The organism is Aliiglaciecola sp. CAU 1673 (assembly GCF_029223185.1).
In the GTDB taxonomy this organism is placed as follows: Bacteria; Pseudomonadota; Gammaproteobacteria; order Enterobacterales; family Alteromonadaceae; genus Bowmanella.
On the sequence record NZ_JARHUG010000017.1, the window covers coordinates 45,769 to 62,140 of the forward strand.

Genomic DNA, 16,372 nt, shown 5'->3' on the forward strand with positions numbered 1-16,372 from the left:
AGTTTTTATCAGGAGGATCAGATAATGAGTAACATCGATATTGGTATCACAGCACAAGACAGAACGGACATTGCAGAAGGTCTTAAACGTCTGCTGGCAGATTCCTACACGCTTTATCTGCAAACTCATAACTTCCACTGGAATGTGACAGGACCGCAGTTTCGCGAATTACACCTGATGTTTGAAGAGCATTACACCGAACTGGCCGTGGCGGTAGACGATATTGCCGAGCGTATCCGCACATTGGGTGTGGTCGCCCCCGGTACCTATAAAGCCTTTGCCAAGCTCAGCTCCATAGAAGAGGTTGAACATGTGCCGTCAGCCTCAGAGATGGTGGTGCTGCTGACCAAAGCCCATGAACAAGTGGTTAAAACTTGTCGCGAAACCCTTAAGCTAGCGCAGGAAGGCAGTGATGAATCCACTGCGGCACTGGTCTCTGACCGAATGCGCATTCATGAAAAAACCGCTTGGATGCTGCGTGCAATGCAGGGCTGAAATATCTCCAACTAAGCCAAACAAAAAGCGTCTTATAAAGTCAGGGGTAAGATCCCCTGACTAGGTGCTTGCAATCCATTCAATTGATAACTATTCTCATTTGCGTAAAGTTCTGACCTTGGAGGAGCTAATGCAAAAGTCAGCAGCCGGTGGCCTTGGCACAAAGAAAACCGTCGATACCGTCGACTATCTGGTCCTGAAAATCAAAACCGCGTCACTGGCAAGATTGCTGTGTCAGCACCAGTTATTTGCTGAAGATCTGCGATGCACTGATGCCCTTGGCGCAAAACAACTTAAACAGCTGCTTCTACAAATGGCCGCAGATTCGCTCTAGGCTTTTTTGCCCTTTCTGATGACATAGCGGTAGGGCGTCTGCTGGGTATCGCTAGCAACCAATTCATGCTCCATAAATCGGCAAAAACTGGGGATATCTCTGGTGGTGGCCGGATCATCGGCTACCACCAAAATAGTCTGTCCCTCTTCCATCTTGCGAATAGCAAGACGCACCATCATCACCGGTTCAGGGCAGCGTAGCCCCAATGTATCCAGGTGCTGATCCGCACTTTCCATTGCATCAGATGCCATAGGTGGCACGGTACTGCTTAATATTCGCCAGATGCTCTGCCATCTGAGGCTTGTCCTGCAGATAACTGACCAAATCCGCCAGACTGACAATGGAAATCACTTTGGTGTTAAAGTCACGCTCTACTTCCTGGATAGCAGACAGCTCACCTTTACCTTTTTCCTGTCTGTCTAAGGCAATCAGGACGCCGGCAAGGTTAGCCCCCGCGGCCTGAATAATATCCATGGATTCACGAATAGCGGTACCGGCGGTAATCACGTCATCCACCAGCATCACTTTGCCTTTCAGTGGGCTGCCAACCAATGAACCACCCTCGCCGTGGGTTTTCGCTTCTTTGCGATTAAAGCAATAGGGCTTATCGGTGTTATGGTGATCCGCCAGGGCCACGGCTGTAGTGGTCGCGATGGGGATACCCTTGTAGGCAGGGCCAAAAAGTAAATCGAATTCGATACCCGACGTCATCAATGCCTGAGCATAGAAACGGCCCAGTTTGGCCAAATCGCGTCCGGTGTTAAACAAGCCAGCATTAAAAAAGTAGGGGCTGGTGCGCCCTGACTTAAGGGTAAACTGACCAAAGCGCAGGACCTGTCGCTCCAGGGCGAACTCAATAAAGGCTTTTTGATAATCTTGCATCTGCTCTATCCGCCGAAAATATCAGTTCAGGGCCGCACGCTGGATATCGAAGATCTCGCGTAAGGCATGCTTGGCCAACTCCATCATTTCCTGCATTTCTTCGAAGCTGAACGGCTCTTCTTCAGCAGTACCTTGCACCTCAATCAGCTTACCAGAATCGGTCATCACCACATTCATATCGGTTTCTGCCGCAGCATCTTCCAAATATTCCAAGTCCGCAATGGGCGTACCTTTAAAGACCCCAACGGAAACCGCGGCAATCATATGTTTCAAAGGGTTGGTTTTGATAATGCCTTTGCTGCGCATCCAGGTCAGCGCGTCCACCAATGCCACGCATGCACCAGTGATCGATGCAACGCGGGTACCACCGTCGGCCTGAATCACATCACAATCCAGCAAAATTGTGTTTTCGCCGAGTAACTTTAGATCGACTGCTGCGCGCAAAGACCGGGCGATCAGACGCTGTATTTCCAATGTACGCCCACCTTGTTTACCCCTGGCCGCTTCACGGTCGCTGCGGGTGTGAGTTGAGCGCGGCAGCATGCTGTATTCTGCGGTTATCCAACCTTTGCCCTGACCTTTCATAAAGCGCGGCACCCCTTCTTCCACAGACGCCGTACAAATGACCTTGGTATTACCCAATTCGATCAGCACAGAGCCTTCAGCATGGCAAGTAAACTGCCTGGTAAGAGTAAGTGGACGGATTTGGCTGGCGGTTCTGCCGCTTGGACGCATAAGCTGAGCTCCTTTTGATGACTGGCCAGAGATCTGGATGGCGCGCCATTATAGCTTATTCCCCTGACCATGAAACATTTGCGGGCTGGGTTTATACCAAGTCCACTAGATAAGTGATGATTCAGCGAGAGCCAAAATGTTCATTGCCAAGGCGGGGGGCTGCAGGTTTAGTGGGCCTAAATCAAAGGCGCCCAACAAAGCCAATGGGCATTTTGGCCTCGCCCGAAGGGAGCGGCCAGAAAGGCTTACCTCTGCGTTCCCGCTTCTCGACGTAGACGCCACTACGCCTTCACAAATGTTTCTGGAAAACATTTGAACATCCGAAGGATGGCCAAAGGCGAAGGGCATGGAGCCCTTAGTCAAGCGGCGCCTTGATATAAGCCTTTCTGACTCGCTCTGAATTAACCACTTATTTAATGGACTTGGTATTAGTCACTTCTGCATAGAAAACGCGGCACTTGGGTTATACTGCCCACATCAAAAGCATTAGGAAATTAAGATGATTTACAGCATGACCGCCTTTGCCCGCCGTGAGCATAAAGCCGACTGGGGTAACGCGGTGTGGGAAATTCGCTCGGTCAACCAGCGCTATTTGGAAACCTATTTCCGTCTGCCTGAACAATTCCGCGGCATGGAACCGGTACTACGGGAAAAATTTCGCCAACAACTGCAACGGGGTAAGGTGGAATGCAGCCTGCGCTTTACCGCTAATGATGCCGCAGTGGGCAAAGTCACACTAAATGAAAAACTCGCCAAACAATTGATGGAAGCGGCTGATTGGGTACAGTCCCACGGCCAGTCCAGTGGCGTAAATCCTTTCGATGTGCTGCGCTGGCCCGGCGTAATGTCTGCCGAGGAGGCAGACATGGATGCCATTCAAGCACAAACGCTGCAAGCCTTTGATCAATGCATCAGCGATCTTATCACCGCCCGCGCCAATGAAGGTGAGACCCTGAAAACCCTACTGAATCAGCGTATGGATGCTATCGAAGTGGAAGTCGGTAAAGTACGCGAGCAAATGCCCACCGTGATGGAATGGCAGAGAGAGCGCATCGCTATCCGCTTTGCCGACGCTAAGGTGGAACTTGAGCCTGGTCGCCTGGAGCAAGAGATGATCATGCTGGCACAGCGATTGGATGTGGCCGAAGAACTCGATCGCCTGGATTCCCATGTGGCCGAAACCCGCAAAATCCTCAAAAAAGGTGGTGCCGTGGGCCGACGCTTAGATTTTATGATGCAGGAATTCAACCGCGAGTCGAACACCCTGGCATCCAAGTCCATCAATGCCGAGATCACCCAGTCTGCGGTGGAGCTTAAGGTACTGATTGAGCAAATGCGTGAGCAGATCCAGAACATAGAATAGCGCCGACCTCAGCGGCAATTACCATTGCCGCCATTTCCACCAATACTAGGCTCTGTGTGATCTGACATACAAAGGGATGACAATGGCCTTGCTATGCGCCTAATATGAGCATTAAAGCGCTCAGAAAGGATAGTCGATGGAAAATGAGAAAATAATTGCTCAAGAAGAGTATGAATTGGTGATTGAGCTTTTACAGGCTTATTACCAGGAACTGCTTAGCATGGGTCAGATGATTAAGATCATGCGCAAGGATATCCTCGAGCTTAACCAGACCCAATTTGCTGAGTTAACCGGTATCAGCCGACGCACTTTGTCAGATCTTGAGCAGGATAAGGGCAGCCCCACCCTAAGCGTCTTAGATGCGGTCTTTGCTCCATTAGGGGTTAAAACCAGTCTACTGCCAAATAATGACAAGGTGCTCAAACAGGTCGCAGCCAGTTTAGGTTCATAAAAAGTAAGTACTCACACCCTCTTTAAAATAGCGCCTTTGCGGTTACCAGACACTAACATTGATATAGGATATTTTCTGAGAACTGAATTTAGATAAGGTTCAGTTATTATTCATCGTTGTCTTCCCAAACTGGATCACAGGATTAAGGAGACGATTATGAAATATCTACTCATCGCCCTGGGATTTGCCAGTGCTTTTGCCGCACAAGCTTCACAGTGGAAAGCGGAGTCAACTGAACTGTACTTAAGCGCTGAATCACAGCCAGTGCAAAAATCTTCTCAGGTATCAGAAACAAAGCAAAATAAATCATCTCAGGAGCAGCCTGCCAAGCACTTGGAAAGTCGACCTGAAGCCATCAGCCACAATGAGTTCTGGATTTACGATGCCTGGGTGGTTTTACACCGGGATGTGGACACCGATGGCTATTATTCTCGATTTTCTCTTACCTTTGATGCGGACACGGTTTATGGCAGCGCCCCCGTTTATGCCAGACTCTATCTGGGAAGAACGGACACCTTCAGGGAGTACCATACGACATCTGTTTTTAATTTGTTAGGTGACAGTACCGATGATGAATTCAGTGTGGAAACTACCTTGGTAGAGGGCTTTATCAGCGATGATTATGAAATTCTGATTGAGCTATATGATGCAGACAGCGGCGAAAGGGTTGCTATTTACGATGGCTTGCAAGACAACGATTTATATTTACTGCCGCTGGAGAGTAGCGATTATGAATATGTTCCGCCGCCGGTTCAGGTCGTGGTGAGCCAAGAATCTGGGGGGAGTTTGGGCTGGCTAGCGTTGCTGGGGTTATTGTCGCTGCTTGCCTGTAGAAGGATTAGATGGTGTCATTGATTTGCCATTCCCATGGGCACCGCTACACTTCTGGGTGCAATGCAAAGCCAGGAGTGAACAATGAAAAAATCCTCTTTCCCCCTGCTTTTGCTGGCATCCATGTTGTCGCTGGCAGGTTGTTCAAGCACTAACACACAAGAAGATGGCCAATGCTGGTCTCAAAAAGGCGGTGTCGGCCTTATCCTGAAAAACTCTTCCACTAAGGAAGAATGTAAGGAGTTGGGTGGTAAGTCTTGGTGTGCAGTAGGTGGTAGTTGTGTCGATCTCGATTGATTATTGAGCCACCCGGGTCGCTTGCCAGTTTAGCGCTTGCCAGCGACCTTCCCTGTTGATAAACACACCGCTGTTAAAGAATCTGTTCTCTTCCTCTGCCGACTTGGCCACCAGTGTAAAAGTGACAATTGCAATATCATTGAAATGGCGAATATTAGTGTCCAAGGCTCTGTACTGAACCGAAGGCATTTCCTCGTCCTGCTTTTCTGACTGTAGGTACTCCATCAATTCGGCCTTGTTGTAGCGTATGCCATGGGAGCTGGTATACACCAATTCCTCAGCCCAAAAGCGATCATGGACTGCCATGTCGTTAACGGAAGCCCCTTGCAAAAATGATTCAAGTGTCTGCATCAATGCCCTATCCGATACGGCACTATCATCACCAAACGACGGGAAACAAAAACCTAACAAGATTGCAAAAAAGCTCAGGCGAGATCGGAGAAAAGACATTTTTTACCTGCATTAAGGTCTTCAATATTTCCATCCTATGCCTTTTAGGACGTGTTTGGCCAGTCTTATGCATGTATTACGTTGGGCTTCTGGCTTTTAAAGATGGTCAAATATTCATCAAGTTGACCTTGCTGGAGCCGATAACATAAATGTGGCAATGACGGTGAGGTGTGTAATGTCTTGTCTTACCAGAGATTTACAACAGCATTTGCTGCGCTATCTGCGTCAGCACAGTGAAATCAGACAGGTGAGAAGTCCGGCTAATGTGCGAAACCTGCTGATTGTAAAGGGGCTTTGTCCTTCTGATGTGACCACAGATCAAGTGCAATGGTTACTGGAAACGGTCAAACGATAAGGTACCTAACCAGCAATTGACTCATTGAAGAAGCGATTAAAGTCGATACCTAACTCCTGTGGCAGTACTGACTTTTCAATATCGACGTTCATCCGCGGTGTACTCAGATCGTATTCCTTTGGGGACAGGTAGTGCCCACCCGTTAATGAATAGAAGACTTTGATTCGAGGCTGAAGCGGGTTTTTCTCGTTTTGTTTGATGACCATGGCGACTTTGCCATTGTCCAATTTCACCAGGCTGCCAGTGGGATAGATGCCCACACACTTCACGAATTTCTGTACTAACAGCATGTCGAAATGATTGTCCGCCTGCAACAAGGTTTTCAGTGCTTTGTTCGGTGGCACGGCCTTCTTGTAGGGTCTTTCGGCGGTCATCGCATCGTAGCTATCGGCAATGGCTAACATTCGGCCAAATAGGCTAATTTCTTCTCCTTTTAACCCATTAGGATAGCCACTGCCATCTATGCGCTCGTGGTGTTGCGCAATAGCAGTCAGCGTCGATTCTGGCACGCCCTCCAGTTCTTTTAACTCATCAACCCCGGCAATGACGTGCTGTCTGACACTTTGCCACTGACTCTCGTTAAGACGAGTGGTTGAATTGAGAATGTCATCGGCGGTTTTTATCATTCCCAGGTCGTGTAGTAAGCCGGCCATGGTCATTTCATGGATGACCTTTTCGTCCATCTCCATCGCGGCAGCAAAGTTTGCCATCAATACCGACACATTGGTGGCGTGCTCCATCAGATAAGCCCCTTTTTCCCTAATTCTGGTCAATGTCATTAAGGCATCGTTATTGCGCCGGCTGGAAGCTACAATGCGCCCGGCAAGATCATCGGTAATGGCAGCATCAATGCCCTCTCCTTGTTCCAGAGATACCAATAAACGCTTACAAAGGGATTTACCCTGTTCGTGCAAAAAACGGGCGCGTCCTATCTCTGCGTCGTAGGAAACGGCAACATCCTTTTCTTCATCGGGAATAACGTCGGGTTGCTCTGATTTTTGTCGCTGTTTTTGCTTTGCAGGGTCAATAATCAGTGACTTGATGCCCTTGCTTTTCAGCTCATCAATGGTTGCCCAGCTAGTAACCAGGCCACGACTCTTAATTTTAAGATTGCCATCCTGGGTAGCGATGCTATGTACATACATGCCCACCACCAGATCATTGATGCTGACTTCTTTTAACATGATTCCATCTGTTAGGTTGAAGCTTTGCTCACCAGCAAAGGAGGACTGCAGTATACGTCAGAACTTTAGGGTAAACAGCAGTTCAGCGAGATCTGGACGCCAACCAAAGTCTTGCAACCGCACTCGGTTATTTAGCACCACAACCCCCTCTTCCTGAAGCTTTCCTTTTTGCTCTTCTGCCCCTTTGCTGCCGGATGGGAAAGCGATTTGTCCATTAGCCCGCAGTACCCTGTACCAAGGCAATTGCATATCGTCCGGCACCATCCCCAGGGCTTTACCAACTAAACGGGCACGTCCCGGTAACCCTGCAAAATCTGCAATCTGACCGTAGCTTGCCACTTTTCCAGGTGGAATGGCCTGAACCGTTTGCCAGATCTTGGTATAGTTTGACGCCTTCACTCTCGTTATCTCTCCTTATGCACAAACGCCAGTATTGTGAAAAATGCCATTACCCTCAATCGGTTTGTCTCTGCAATCAGGTTCGGGGCATAGACAACAAAGTGAGAGTTATTGTTTTACAGCATCCCAGTGAAGTAAATGTGGCTAAAAATACCGTCCGTTTGCTGGCATTGTCGCTTAAACATATCGACGTTTATGTGGGTGAAACCGCCGATGACTTTCAGATTGCTTATGCGCAATGCCTGGAGAAAAGAGCAACAACCGCGGTACTTTACCCTTCGGCAGACAGCCTCGCACTCGGGCGAAATAGGCCTACGCAGCTCAATATCGAGCAACTAATACTGATTGACGGTACCTGGCGTAAAGCATACAAAATATGGAAGCTGAATCCCTGGCTACAGGACTTCATCTGCTGGCATCTGGATTCACCTCCAAAGAGCCAATATCTGCGTAAAACACGCCAAGAGCATGCTCTGTCGACGCTTGAGGCTTGTAGCGAAGCGCTGGCCTGTCTTGGGCAAGATCACACCGCAAGTCTTCTTGAACTTCAGAGGATTCGACAACATTTGGTAACTGCCAAAGCTAAGACAAAATCGTAAATAAAAGTCACCAGGCTTGCATACTCGGCCATTGTTAATCTGATTTTTCTTTTCCCGGAGTCTTACCTACGCTTAGTGCGGCTTCGGTTTTCCCGGAGACTTCACCCATGTTCTGTGGACAACTTTTTTATCACCACAGGCAGTAGCATGAACATTTGAACATCAGGAACATCCATATGTAGAAGGTTTTTATGAAACTTAGAACAAAATTGGCTATCGGCATGGTAGCCGGTGCTTTGACTATGGCACTGCAGCCACTCTCACCGGCCTTGGCAGCTCCCCCACATGACAAAGCAGACAATAAGCAAAAGTTTAAAGATGATTTACCGCATCCACTGGAAGAAAAGCGTCGAGCGAAACGACAGGAAGCTTTAAAACAAGTGATAGCCCAAGGAAAAGCCAAGGGCAAAGTACACCAAGTAGCTAAAGGCCAATTTGTTGAGCTTGAGCGGGAAGGTGAAGAATCTATTTGGACTGTTTTAGGCGAATTTGGCCAACTTGACTCACCCTTTGGCATCTTGCAAGGCGGACTTCCAGGCCCCATGCATAATAAAATCCCTGAGCCTGATCGTAATGTAGATAACTCTACTATTTGGGTCGAAGATTTCAGCAAAGCACATTACGAAGAATTACTTTTTTCCGAAGCACCCGGCGCTATCTCAATGCGCAATTTCTATATCGAACTTTCTGCCAATCGTTATACGGTTAATGGAGAAATCACAGATTGGGTTCAGGTGCCATATAGGGCAGCCCATTACGGCCGTGATTATTGTGGTGGCATCGTTTGTCAAACTACCTGGTGGTTTGTTCGTGATTCAGTCAACGCTTGGTATCAGGCCCAACTGAACGCTGGCATGACGGCCGCCGAGATCGACGATTACCTTAGCCAATTTGATGTTTGGGACAGATACGATTATGACGGCGACGGCAATTTCGATGAGCCGGACGGTTATATAGATCACTTCCAGGCAGTGCATGCTGGTGAGGGACAAGAGACCGGCGGTGGCGCCCAAGGCAGTGACGCGATTTGGAGTCATAGATGGTATGTACAGCTAACCCCTATTGGTGCTGGAGGGCCGGTTTTAGATAACGGCAACCAAGTGCTGTTTGGCGGCACCCGTGTGGGAAATTCAAAATACTGGATAGGTGACTACACAGTTGAGCCTGAAAATGGTGCTGTCGGCGTTTTTGCCCATGAGTATGCACACGATCTGGGCTTACCCGACCTCTATGACACTTCAGGTAATGTGTGTGGTTCAGCTTGCGAGAATTCCACCGCATTTTGGACCCTGATGTCATCTGGCTCGTACGGCAATGACGGCAATCCGGAAAATGGTATCGGTACCAAACCCACCCATATGGGTGCCTGGGAGAAATTCCAACTTGGCTGGTTAAATTACGAGGTAGCCCAGGCGGGTCAAAAGTCAGAACATAAGTTGGGACCGGCTACCGCTAACACCAAACAAGCGCAGGCCCTGTTTGTCTTACTGCCCGACAAGGAAAAAGTTGTGCAGGTCGGCACGGCATACTCCGGTCAGTACTTCTGGTACAGTGGCCAGGGCAACAATCTGGACAATAGCATGGCCAAGGATTTCTTCTTGCCGGCTAACGCCAGCATCAGCACCTGGGTAAATTTCGATATTGAAACCGACTGGGATTATGCCTATTTGGTAATATCGACCGATGGCGGAGCTACCTGGACAACGTTGGCAAATAACCTCTCGACCAACAGCGATCCTAATGGTCAAAACCTGGGTAACGGATTAACCGGCAACTCCGGTGGTTGGACACAACTAAACGCAGACTTATCAGCCTTTAGTGGTAACGTGCTGTTAGGATTCCGCTACGTTACAGACGGTTTTGTGGTAAATCCCGGCTTACAAGTCGACGACATTCACGTCAGTGGTCAAGCGCTTGAGGATGCTGAGACACCTATGGGATGGGCGTATTCCGGCTTCACCCGCACGGATGGCACCAGCACCAGCTATCACTTCAATGCCTATGTAGCCGAGTTCAGGAACTATCGGGGCTTCGATGACAGTCTGCGCACCGGTCCTTATAACTTCGGCTTCCTGGACAATCCCGCGTTGGGCAATTGGGTAGAGCATTTCTCTTATCAGGACGGACTGCTGATCAGCTACTGGGATACCTCTGAAGAAGACAACAGCACCAGTGCACATCCCGGCTCAGGCTTAATTCTGCCTGTGGATGCCCATCCCGAAACCATGTTCCGGGCAGATGGTGCTCCCTGGCGTTCAAGAATTCAGTCTTATGACTCTACCTTTGGACTGGACGCGACGGAAGCATTAGAGCTGCACTATCTTAGCCAGCCTTCGTGGCACCCCAGCCAGAGTGCTGTTCCGGTATTCAACGATAATATTCAGTACTGGAATCCTCAGACACCCACGTCCGGTGTGATTAATCCTCACACTGGCACGCAAATTCGGGTGAAGAGTATTAGTGCTCAGGGTAACTTTATGCAGGTACAGGTATCACCGGTGAAGTGATATAACCTGCTAATTACACCTGTACGTTCTAAATAATAAACCCCGCTATTGCGGGGTTTTTTCTTTGTGGTCCTTAGCTTTCCAGAAAACGCTCCAGCCTCGGCTTGATTACAAGAGACATGAAAACTGAAATCAACAGACCAACCGGCAAGGCAACTATGAAGGCTGGCCACCAGTGACCCATCAGCTCCGTCAATGAGGCCATTCCAACATTATTAACAGTGGTAACTAAAGCCATAGCGGCTTCCATAATGACCGCCATCAACACGCCGATGGTGGTGTTTTGCATGAATTCACTAGCCGAAGGTAAAGAGATGGAGACCAGCTTACTGACAATAGCAATCATCAAAAAACCCAGAGGGGCCATAGTGGCGGCGGACCATACAGTCGAAGTCAGCCATTGCTCAAAAAATCTGTCTGAAAAGCCGATGTTTTTATAGGTCATGGCAAAGGTCAGAATACCTATCAGAACCAACACTAAAGGGATAAGTACCATCAACTTTTTAACCAATTTCATGCATACCCCAAACGACTTTAGTTGATATTATCAACGTTTGATTTGGCGCATGCTACATTTTATAGTTGACAATATCAACATTAAGGAGAGGATAAATTGTACAATGACATGCCGGATACGTTTCTGGCGCTAACGTTCAAATTTAAGTCAGCCACCTTAAAAGCGGTTAAGGCAGCAGGCATAGACATTGTGCCGATGGAAATTCAGACACTGCATGTTATCCATAGAAGGGATAATTGCACCGCTGCCTATATTTCCGAGCAATTGGAGAGAGATAAAGGGCAAATTGCCCGTTTGGTCAGGGAAATGACGGAGAAAGGTTATATCCACACAGTGCCGAATCCTGAGGATACAAGAAGCAAATTCATAAAATTGACCGAGTTTGGTCAACAAACGTTGAGCCGAATGTTGGTTATCGAAAATGACATAATTCAAAGGATGCAGTTGTCTTTAACAACAGAGCAGATCGAAATGTTTAATGAGGTTGCCCTGGCCATGACCCAGAATCTCAGCCAACAGTGAAGAATATATACTAGTGGTGGGTAGATTTTTATGTATGTAGCTATGTCCCTAACCCTGGTATTGAGAATAAAAAAACCCCGCTATGCGGGGTTTTTTTATTCGGTAAACCTTACTTACGCAGGTTTTTGATCAGTCTCAGCTGGGCAATAGCTTCGGCCAGTTCAGCGGCAGCTTCGGCATAATCGAAATCCGTACCCGGATTGGCAATATGCTCTTCGGCGCGACGCTTGGCTTCCATAGCAGCCTGTTCGTCGAGGTCTGCGGCGCGAACCGCTACGTCGGCCAACACAGTCACATTACCAGGCTGAACCTCTAATACGCCACCGGCGATATAAATCAGCTCTTCATGACCATGTTGCTTGACCAAGCGTACCATACCGGGCTTCAGTGTTGTCAGCAGAGGCGCGTGTCCGGGATGGATACCCAGCTCACCCTCACTGCCCGTTACCTGGATGGTTTCAACCCGACCGGAGAAAATCTTCTCCTCGGCACTCACCACATCGAGATGTACAGTCATAGCAGCCATTTCATCTCCTATCAGTTGGAGGCCGCCGGTCGCCCGGCGGCTTCAGCTTACTTGCGCTTGGCCTTTTCGATGGCTTCGTCGATAGAACCCACCATGTAGAAAGCCTGCTCCGGCAGGTGATCGTATTCACCTTCCAGAATGCCTTTAAAGCCGCTGATAGTGTCTTTCAGAGACACATACTTACCTGGAGAACCGGTAAATACTTCAGCAACGAAGAAAGGCTGAGACAGGAAGCGCTGGATCTTACGAGCACGGCTTACTACCTGCTTGTCTTCTTCAGACAGTTCGTCCATACCCAGGATGGCGATGATGTCTTTCAGCTCTTTATAGCGCTGCAGAACAGTCTGTACGCCACGGGCTGTGTCGTAGTGCTCCTGACCGATTACCAGTGGGTCCAACTGACGAGAGGTGGAATCCAGCGGGTCAACCGCAGGGTAGATACCCAGGGCGGCGATATCACGGCTCAGTACCACGGTCGCATCCAAGTGGGCGAAGGTGGTGGCTGGTGACGGGTCAGTCAAGTCATCCGCAGGTACGTATACGGCCTGGATAGACGTGATAGAGCCAGTCTTGGTAGACGTGATACGTTCCTGCAGCACACCCATCTCTTCAGCCAATGTAGGCTGATAACCTACCGCAGAAGGCATACGACCCAACAGGGCGGAAACTTCGGTTCCGGCCAGAGTGTAACGATAGATGTTATCAACGAAGAACAGTACGTCACGACCTTCATCACGGAACTTCTCGGCCATGGTCAGACCGGTCAACGCTACGCGCAGACGGTTCCCTGGTGGCTCGTTCATCTGTCCATATACCAGAGATACTTTGTCCAATACGTTGGAGTCGTTCATCTCGTGGTAGAAGTCGTTACCTTCACGGGTACGCTCACCTACACCGGCGAATACAGAGTAGCCGCTGTGTTCGATAGCGATGTTACGGATCAGTTCCATCATGTTTACGGTCTTGCCTACACCGGCACCACCGAACAGACCAACCTTACCACCCTTGGCGAAGGGGCATACCAGGTCGATAACCTTGATGCCGGTTTCCAGCAGCTCAACGGCGCTGGACTGCTCTTCGTAGCTAGGGGCAGCGCGGTGGATAGACATGCGCTCTTCTTCACCGATAGGACCAGCCTCATCGATGGGGTTGCCCAATACATCCATAATACGACCCAGGGTAGCTTTACCTACTGGGACAGTAATAGGATTACCGGTACTTTCTACTGGGGTGCCACGACGCAGACCGTCAGTGGTTCCCATTGCGATGGTACGAACTACACCGCCGCCGAGCTGCTGCTGGACTTCCAGCGTCAGGCCCTGCAGGTCACCAGAGGTAACTTTCAGTGCATCGTAAACCTTTGGCACCGCAGTTTGTGGAAACTCGATATCCACAACGGCGCCGATAATTTGGACGACCTTACCTTGACTCATAATTTGTCCTCTTGATTTTAAACCTTTGCCTACACGGCCGCGGCGCCGCCGACAATCTCGCTGATTTCCTGCGTGATCGCCGCCTGACGGGCCTTGTTGTATACCAGTTGCAGCTCGTCGATCAGGTTGCCGGCGTTATCTGTCGCCGCCTTCATGGCAACCATTCGCGCGGCCTGTTCTGAGGCCGAGTTTTCAACTACACCCTGATATACCTGGGATTCCACATAACGTACCAGCAGCATATCCAAAATCGGCTTTGGATCCGGCTCGTACAAATAATCCCAACGGTGCTTGTATTGTTTGTCGTCAGACTTTGGCAAAGGCAGCAATTGTTCGATCTTCGGCACCTGACTCATGGTATTCACGAAGTTGTTGAATACCAAAAACAGGCGGTCGATCTTGCCATCGTCGTAGGCGTTTAACATGACCTTTACCAGGCCAATCACGTCTTTAACGCTGGGGGCATCACCGATACCCGATTCCGCCGCCAATACTTCACCACCGAAGCGGTTGAAGAAGGCACAGGCTTTAGAGCCCAATGCAGCAAAGCTCACTTGCGCGCCCTTTTGCTGCCAGGCTTTAGCGTCTTTTACCACGGCCTTGAACTCGTTGGTGTTCAAACCACCACACAAGCCGCGGTCCGTGGAAATGACGATATAGCCCACTGCCTTGACGTCCCGCTCTTCCAGATAAGGATGGCGGTATTCCAGTTTGGCGTTGGCAAGGTGACCGATCACATTTCGCATGTTTTCAGCGTATGGACGGCTTGAAGCCATACGGTCTTGCGCCTTCTTCATTTTGGAGGCGGCAACCATTTCCATTGCGCTGGTGATCTTCTGAGTATTTTTGATACTCCCGATCTTACCTTTTATCTCTTTACCACCGGCCATGACACTCTCCCGATTACTCAACGATGGATGCGCCAGAGGCGCATCCTACGATTACCAAGTCTGCGTAGCCTTGAACTTCTCCAGGGCTTCTTTCAGTTTTGCTTCGATCTCGTCGTTGTAGTTACCGGTACTGTTGATAGTGTTCATCAGCTCGGCGTATTCGCTGGCCATAAAGGCGTGCAGGGCAGATTCGAAATCCAGCACCTTGTTCAGTTCCACGTCTTTGAGGTAGCGCTTCTCAACGGCAAACAGCGACAAAGCCATATTGGCTACGGACAGTGGGCTGTATTGCTTCTGCTTCATCAGCTCGGTAACGCGCTCACCGTGCTCCAGCTGAGAGCGAGTGGCTTCGTCAAGATCTGAAGCAAACTGAGAGAAGGCCGCCAGTTCGCGGTACTGCGCCAAGGCCAGACGGATACCGCCACCCAGCTTCTTGATGATCTTGGTCTGTGCCGCACCACCTACACGAGAAACCGAGATACCGGCGTTCACAGCAGGTCGAATACCGGCGTTGAACAGGTTGGTTTCCAGGAAAATCTGACCATCGGTGATAGAGATCACGTTGGTAGGTACGAAAGCAGAAACGTCACCGGCTTGGGTTTCGATGATTGGCAGTGCGGTCAAAGAACCGGTCTTACCTTTCACTTCACCCTTGGTGAACTTCTCAACGTAGTTAGCGTTAACACGAGAAGCACGCTCCAGCAGACGGCTGTGCAGATAGAATACGTCACCAGGATAGGCTTCACGACCCGGTGGACGACGCAACAGCAAAGAAATCTGACGATAAGCAACGGCCTGCTTAGACAGGTCATCATAAATGATCAGGGCATCTTCACCGCGGTCACGGAAGTATTCACCCATGGTACAACCGGAGTAGGGTGCCAGGAACTGCAGTGCTGCAGATTCAGAGGCAGATGCCGCTACTATGATGGTGTGGGCCAGGGCGCCGTGCTCTTCCAGCTTGCGTACTACGTTGGCGATAGTAGAAGCCTTCTGGCCTACTGCAACGTAAATACACTTAATACCGGTGCCTTTCTGGTTGATGATGGTGTCAACGGCCAGAGCGGTCTTACCGGTCTGACGGTCACCGATGATCAGCTCACGCTGGCCGCGGCCAACGGGGATCATGGCGTCGATAGACTTATAACCAGTCTGTACTGGCTGATCGACCGATTGACGCTCAATTACGCCAGGGGCGATTTTTTCAACCGGCTCGAAACCTTCGGCTTCGATAGAACCTTTACCGTCGATTGGCTCACCCAGGGTGTTAACCACGCGGCCCAGCAAGTTTCGACCTACAGGTACTTCCAGGATACGGCCGGTAGATTTAACCTTTAAACCTTCCTGCAGGTCAGTGTAAGGACCCATCACTACCGCACCTACGGAGTCGCGCTCCAGGTTCAATGCGATGGCAAAACGATTGCCAGGAAGCTCGATCATTTCGCCTTGCATTACATCGGCAAGGCCATGGATACGGATAATACCGTCGGTTACACCAACGATAGTACCTTCATTACGCGCTTCACTTACTACTTCGAACTGTTCAATGCGTTTTTTGATCAGTTCTGCAATTTCAGTGGAATTCAATTGCATGCTCTTTTC

The 16,372-nt window shown here is 49.5% G+C and carries 21 protein-coding genes; 10 read left to right on the forward strand and 11 right to left on the reverse strand.

Annotated features, from left to right (window positions below):
• The first annotated feature begins 24 nt into the window (after positions 1 to 24).
• Positions 25 to 495, forward strand: a complete 471-nt coding sequence (locus P2G88_RS15680) for a Dps family protein (protein ID WP_275797627.1) — start codon at positions 25 to 27, stop codon at positions 493 to 495.
• A 130-nt stretch (positions 496 to 625) separates the two neighbouring features.
• Positions 626 to 829, forward strand: a complete 204-nt coding sequence (locus tag P2G88_RS15685; protein ID WP_275797629.1) for a hypothetical protein — start codon at positions 626 to 628, stop codon at positions 827 to 829.
• On the opposite strand, the gene tusA is transcribed toward P2G88_RS15685, so the two are convergent.
• From tusA to rph, 3 genes are read right to left on the reverse strand one after another with little or no spacing between them, the layout of a single operon-like run.
• Complete coding sequence (gene tusA / locus P2G88_RS15690) at positions 826 to 1,080, reverse strand: sulfurtransferase TusA (protein ID WP_275797631.1); 255 nt, start codon at positions 1,078 to 1,080, stop codon at positions 826 to 828. The two genes, P2G88_RS15685 and tusA, sit on opposite strands and share 4 nt — an antisense overlap.
• Positions 1,070 to 1,711: an orotate phosphoribosyltransferase gene (gene pyrE, locus P2G88_RS15695; protein WP_275797633.1), complete on the reverse strand. Its 642-nt coding sequence runs from the start codon at positions 1,709 to 1,711 to the stop codon at positions 1,070 to 1,072. The genes tusA and pyrE overlap by 11 nt, the downstream gene beginning before the upstream one ends.
• Before the next feature lie 21 nt (positions 1,712 to 1,732).
• Positions 1,733 to 2,446, reverse strand: a complete 714-nt coding sequence (gene rph, locus P2G88_RS15700; protein ID WP_275797635.1) for a ribonuclease PH — start codon at positions 2,444 to 2,446, stop codon at positions 1,733 to 1,735.
• Between the two features lie 499 nt (positions 2,447 to 2,945).
• Here rph and P2G88_RS15705 point away from each other — a divergent pair, with 499 nt between their 5' ends.
• From P2G88_RS15705 to P2G88_RS15720, 4 genes are all read left to right on the forward strand, one after another.
• Entirely contained in the window at positions 2,946 to 3,809 is an 864-nt protein-coding gene (locus P2G88_RS15705; RefSeq protein ID WP_275797639.1) for a YicC/YloC family endoribonuclease, read from the forward strand.
• 136 nt (positions 3,810 to 3,945) lie between these two features.
• Entirely contained in the window at positions 3,946 to 4,260 is a 315-nt protein-coding gene (locus tag P2G88_RS15710) for a helix-turn-helix transcriptional regulator (RefSeq protein ID WP_275797641.1), read from the forward strand.
• 156 nt (positions 4,261 to 4,416) lie between these two features.
• The gene (locus P2G88_RS15715; protein ID WP_275797643.1) at positions 4,417 to 5,115 is read left to right on the forward strand and encodes a choice-of-anchor H family protein; all 699 of its coding nucleotides are present in this window, start codon (positions 4,417 to 4,419) and stop codon (positions 5,113 to 5,115) included.
• 60 nt (positions 5,116 to 5,175) lie between these two features.
• The gene (locus tag P2G88_RS15720) at positions 5,176 to 5,388 is read left to right on the forward strand and encodes a hypothetical protein (protein ID WP_275797645.1); all 213 of its coding nucleotides are present in this window, start codon (positions 5,176 to 5,178) and stop codon (positions 5,386 to 5,388) included.
• On the opposite strand, the gene P2G88_RS15725 is transcribed toward P2G88_RS15720, so the two are convergent.
• Complete coding sequence (locus P2G88_RS15725; RefSeq protein ID WP_275797647.1) at positions 5,389 to 5,739, reverse strand: nuclear transport factor 2 family protein; 351 nt, start codon at positions 5,737 to 5,739, stop codon at positions 5,389 to 5,391.
• A gap of 274 nt (positions 5,740 to 6,013) precedes the next feature.
• On the opposite strand from P2G88_RS15725, the gene P2G88_RS15730 reads away from it, so the two are divergent.
• A complete protein-coding gene (locus P2G88_RS15730) occupies positions 6,014 to 6,193 on the forward strand; it encodes a hypothetical protein (RefSeq protein ID WP_275797649.1) in 180 nt (59 codons plus the stop codon).
• A gap of 5 nt (positions 6,194 to 6,198) precedes the next feature.
• Here the strand turns inward: P2G88_RS15730 and P2G88_RS15735 are convergent, their stop codons facing one another.
• On the reverse strand, positions 6,199 to 7,377 hold the full coding sequence (locus P2G88_RS15735; protein WP_275797651.1) for an HD-GYP domain-containing protein: 1,179 nt from the start codon (positions 7,375 to 7,377) through the stop codon (positions 6,199 to 6,201).
• Positions 7,378 to 7,434: 57 nt separating this feature from the next.
• Complete coding sequence (locus P2G88_RS15740; RefSeq protein WP_275797653.1) at positions 7,435 to 7,776, reverse strand: MGMT family protein; 342 nt, start codon at positions 7,774 to 7,776, stop codon at positions 7,435 to 7,437.
• Positions 7,777 to 7,793: 17 nt separating this feature from the next.
• Between P2G88_RS15740 and P2G88_RS15745 the strand changes: the two genes are divergently transcribed.
• Both P2G88_RS15745 and P2G88_RS15750 read left to right on the forward strand, forming a co-directional pair.
• Complete coding sequence (locus tag P2G88_RS15745) at positions 7,794 to 8,375, forward strand: tRNA-uridine aminocarboxypropyltransferase (RefSeq protein ID WP_275797654.1); 582 nt, start codon at positions 7,794 to 7,796, stop codon at positions 8,373 to 8,375.
• A gap of 191 nt (positions 8,376 to 8,566) precedes the next feature.
• Entirely contained in the window at positions 8,567 to 10,882 is a 2,316-nt protein-coding gene (locus P2G88_RS15750; RefSeq protein WP_275797655.1) for an immune inhibitor A domain-containing protein, read from the forward strand.
• Between the two features lie 73 nt (positions 10,883 to 10,955).
• On the opposite strand, the gene P2G88_RS15755 is transcribed toward P2G88_RS15750, so the two are convergent.
• The gene (locus P2G88_RS15755; protein WP_275797657.1) at positions 10,956 to 11,399 is read right to left on the reverse strand and encodes a DUF2798 domain-containing protein; all 444 of its coding nucleotides are present in this window, start codon (positions 11,397 to 11,399) and stop codon (positions 10,956 to 10,958) included.
• A gap of 108 nt (positions 11,400 to 11,507) precedes the next feature.
• Between P2G88_RS15755 and P2G88_RS15760 the strand changes: the two genes are divergently transcribed.
• Complete coding sequence (locus P2G88_RS15760) at positions 11,508 to 11,921, forward strand: helix-turn-helix domain-containing protein (protein ID WP_275797659.1); 414 nt, start codon at positions 11,508 to 11,510, stop codon at positions 11,919 to 11,921.
• A gap of 109 nt (positions 11,922 to 12,030) precedes the next feature.
• Here the strand turns inward: P2G88_RS15760 and P2G88_RS15765 are convergent, their stop codons facing one another.
• From P2G88_RS15765 to atpA, 4 genes are read right to left on the reverse strand one after another with little or no spacing between them, the layout of a single operon-like run.
• Entirely contained in the window at positions 12,031 to 12,447 is a 417-nt protein-coding gene (locus P2G88_RS15765) for a F0F1 ATP synthase subunit epsilon (protein ID WP_275797661.1), read from the reverse strand.
• A 47-nt stretch (positions 12,448 to 12,494) separates the two neighbouring features.
• A complete protein-coding gene (gene atpD, locus P2G88_RS15770) occupies positions 12,495 to 13,880 on the reverse strand; it encodes a F0F1 ATP synthase subunit beta (RefSeq protein WP_275797663.1) in 1,386 nt (461 codons plus the stop codon).
• Between the two features lie 29 nt (positions 13,881 to 13,909).
• On the reverse strand, positions 13,910 to 14,770 hold the full coding sequence (gene atpG, locus P2G88_RS15775; RefSeq protein WP_275797665.1) for a F0F1 ATP synthase subunit gamma: 861 nt from the start codon (positions 14,768 to 14,770) through the stop codon (positions 13,910 to 13,912).
• A gap of 51 nt (positions 14,771 to 14,821) precedes the next feature.
• Positions 14,822 to 16,363, reverse strand: coding sequence for a F0F1 ATP synthase subunit alpha (gene atpA / locus P2G88_RS15780; RefSeq protein ID WP_275797667.1), 1,542 nt, complete (start codon positions 16,361 to 16,363; stop codon positions 14,822 to 14,824).
• Positions 16,364 to 16,372: the final 9 nt, after the last annotated feature.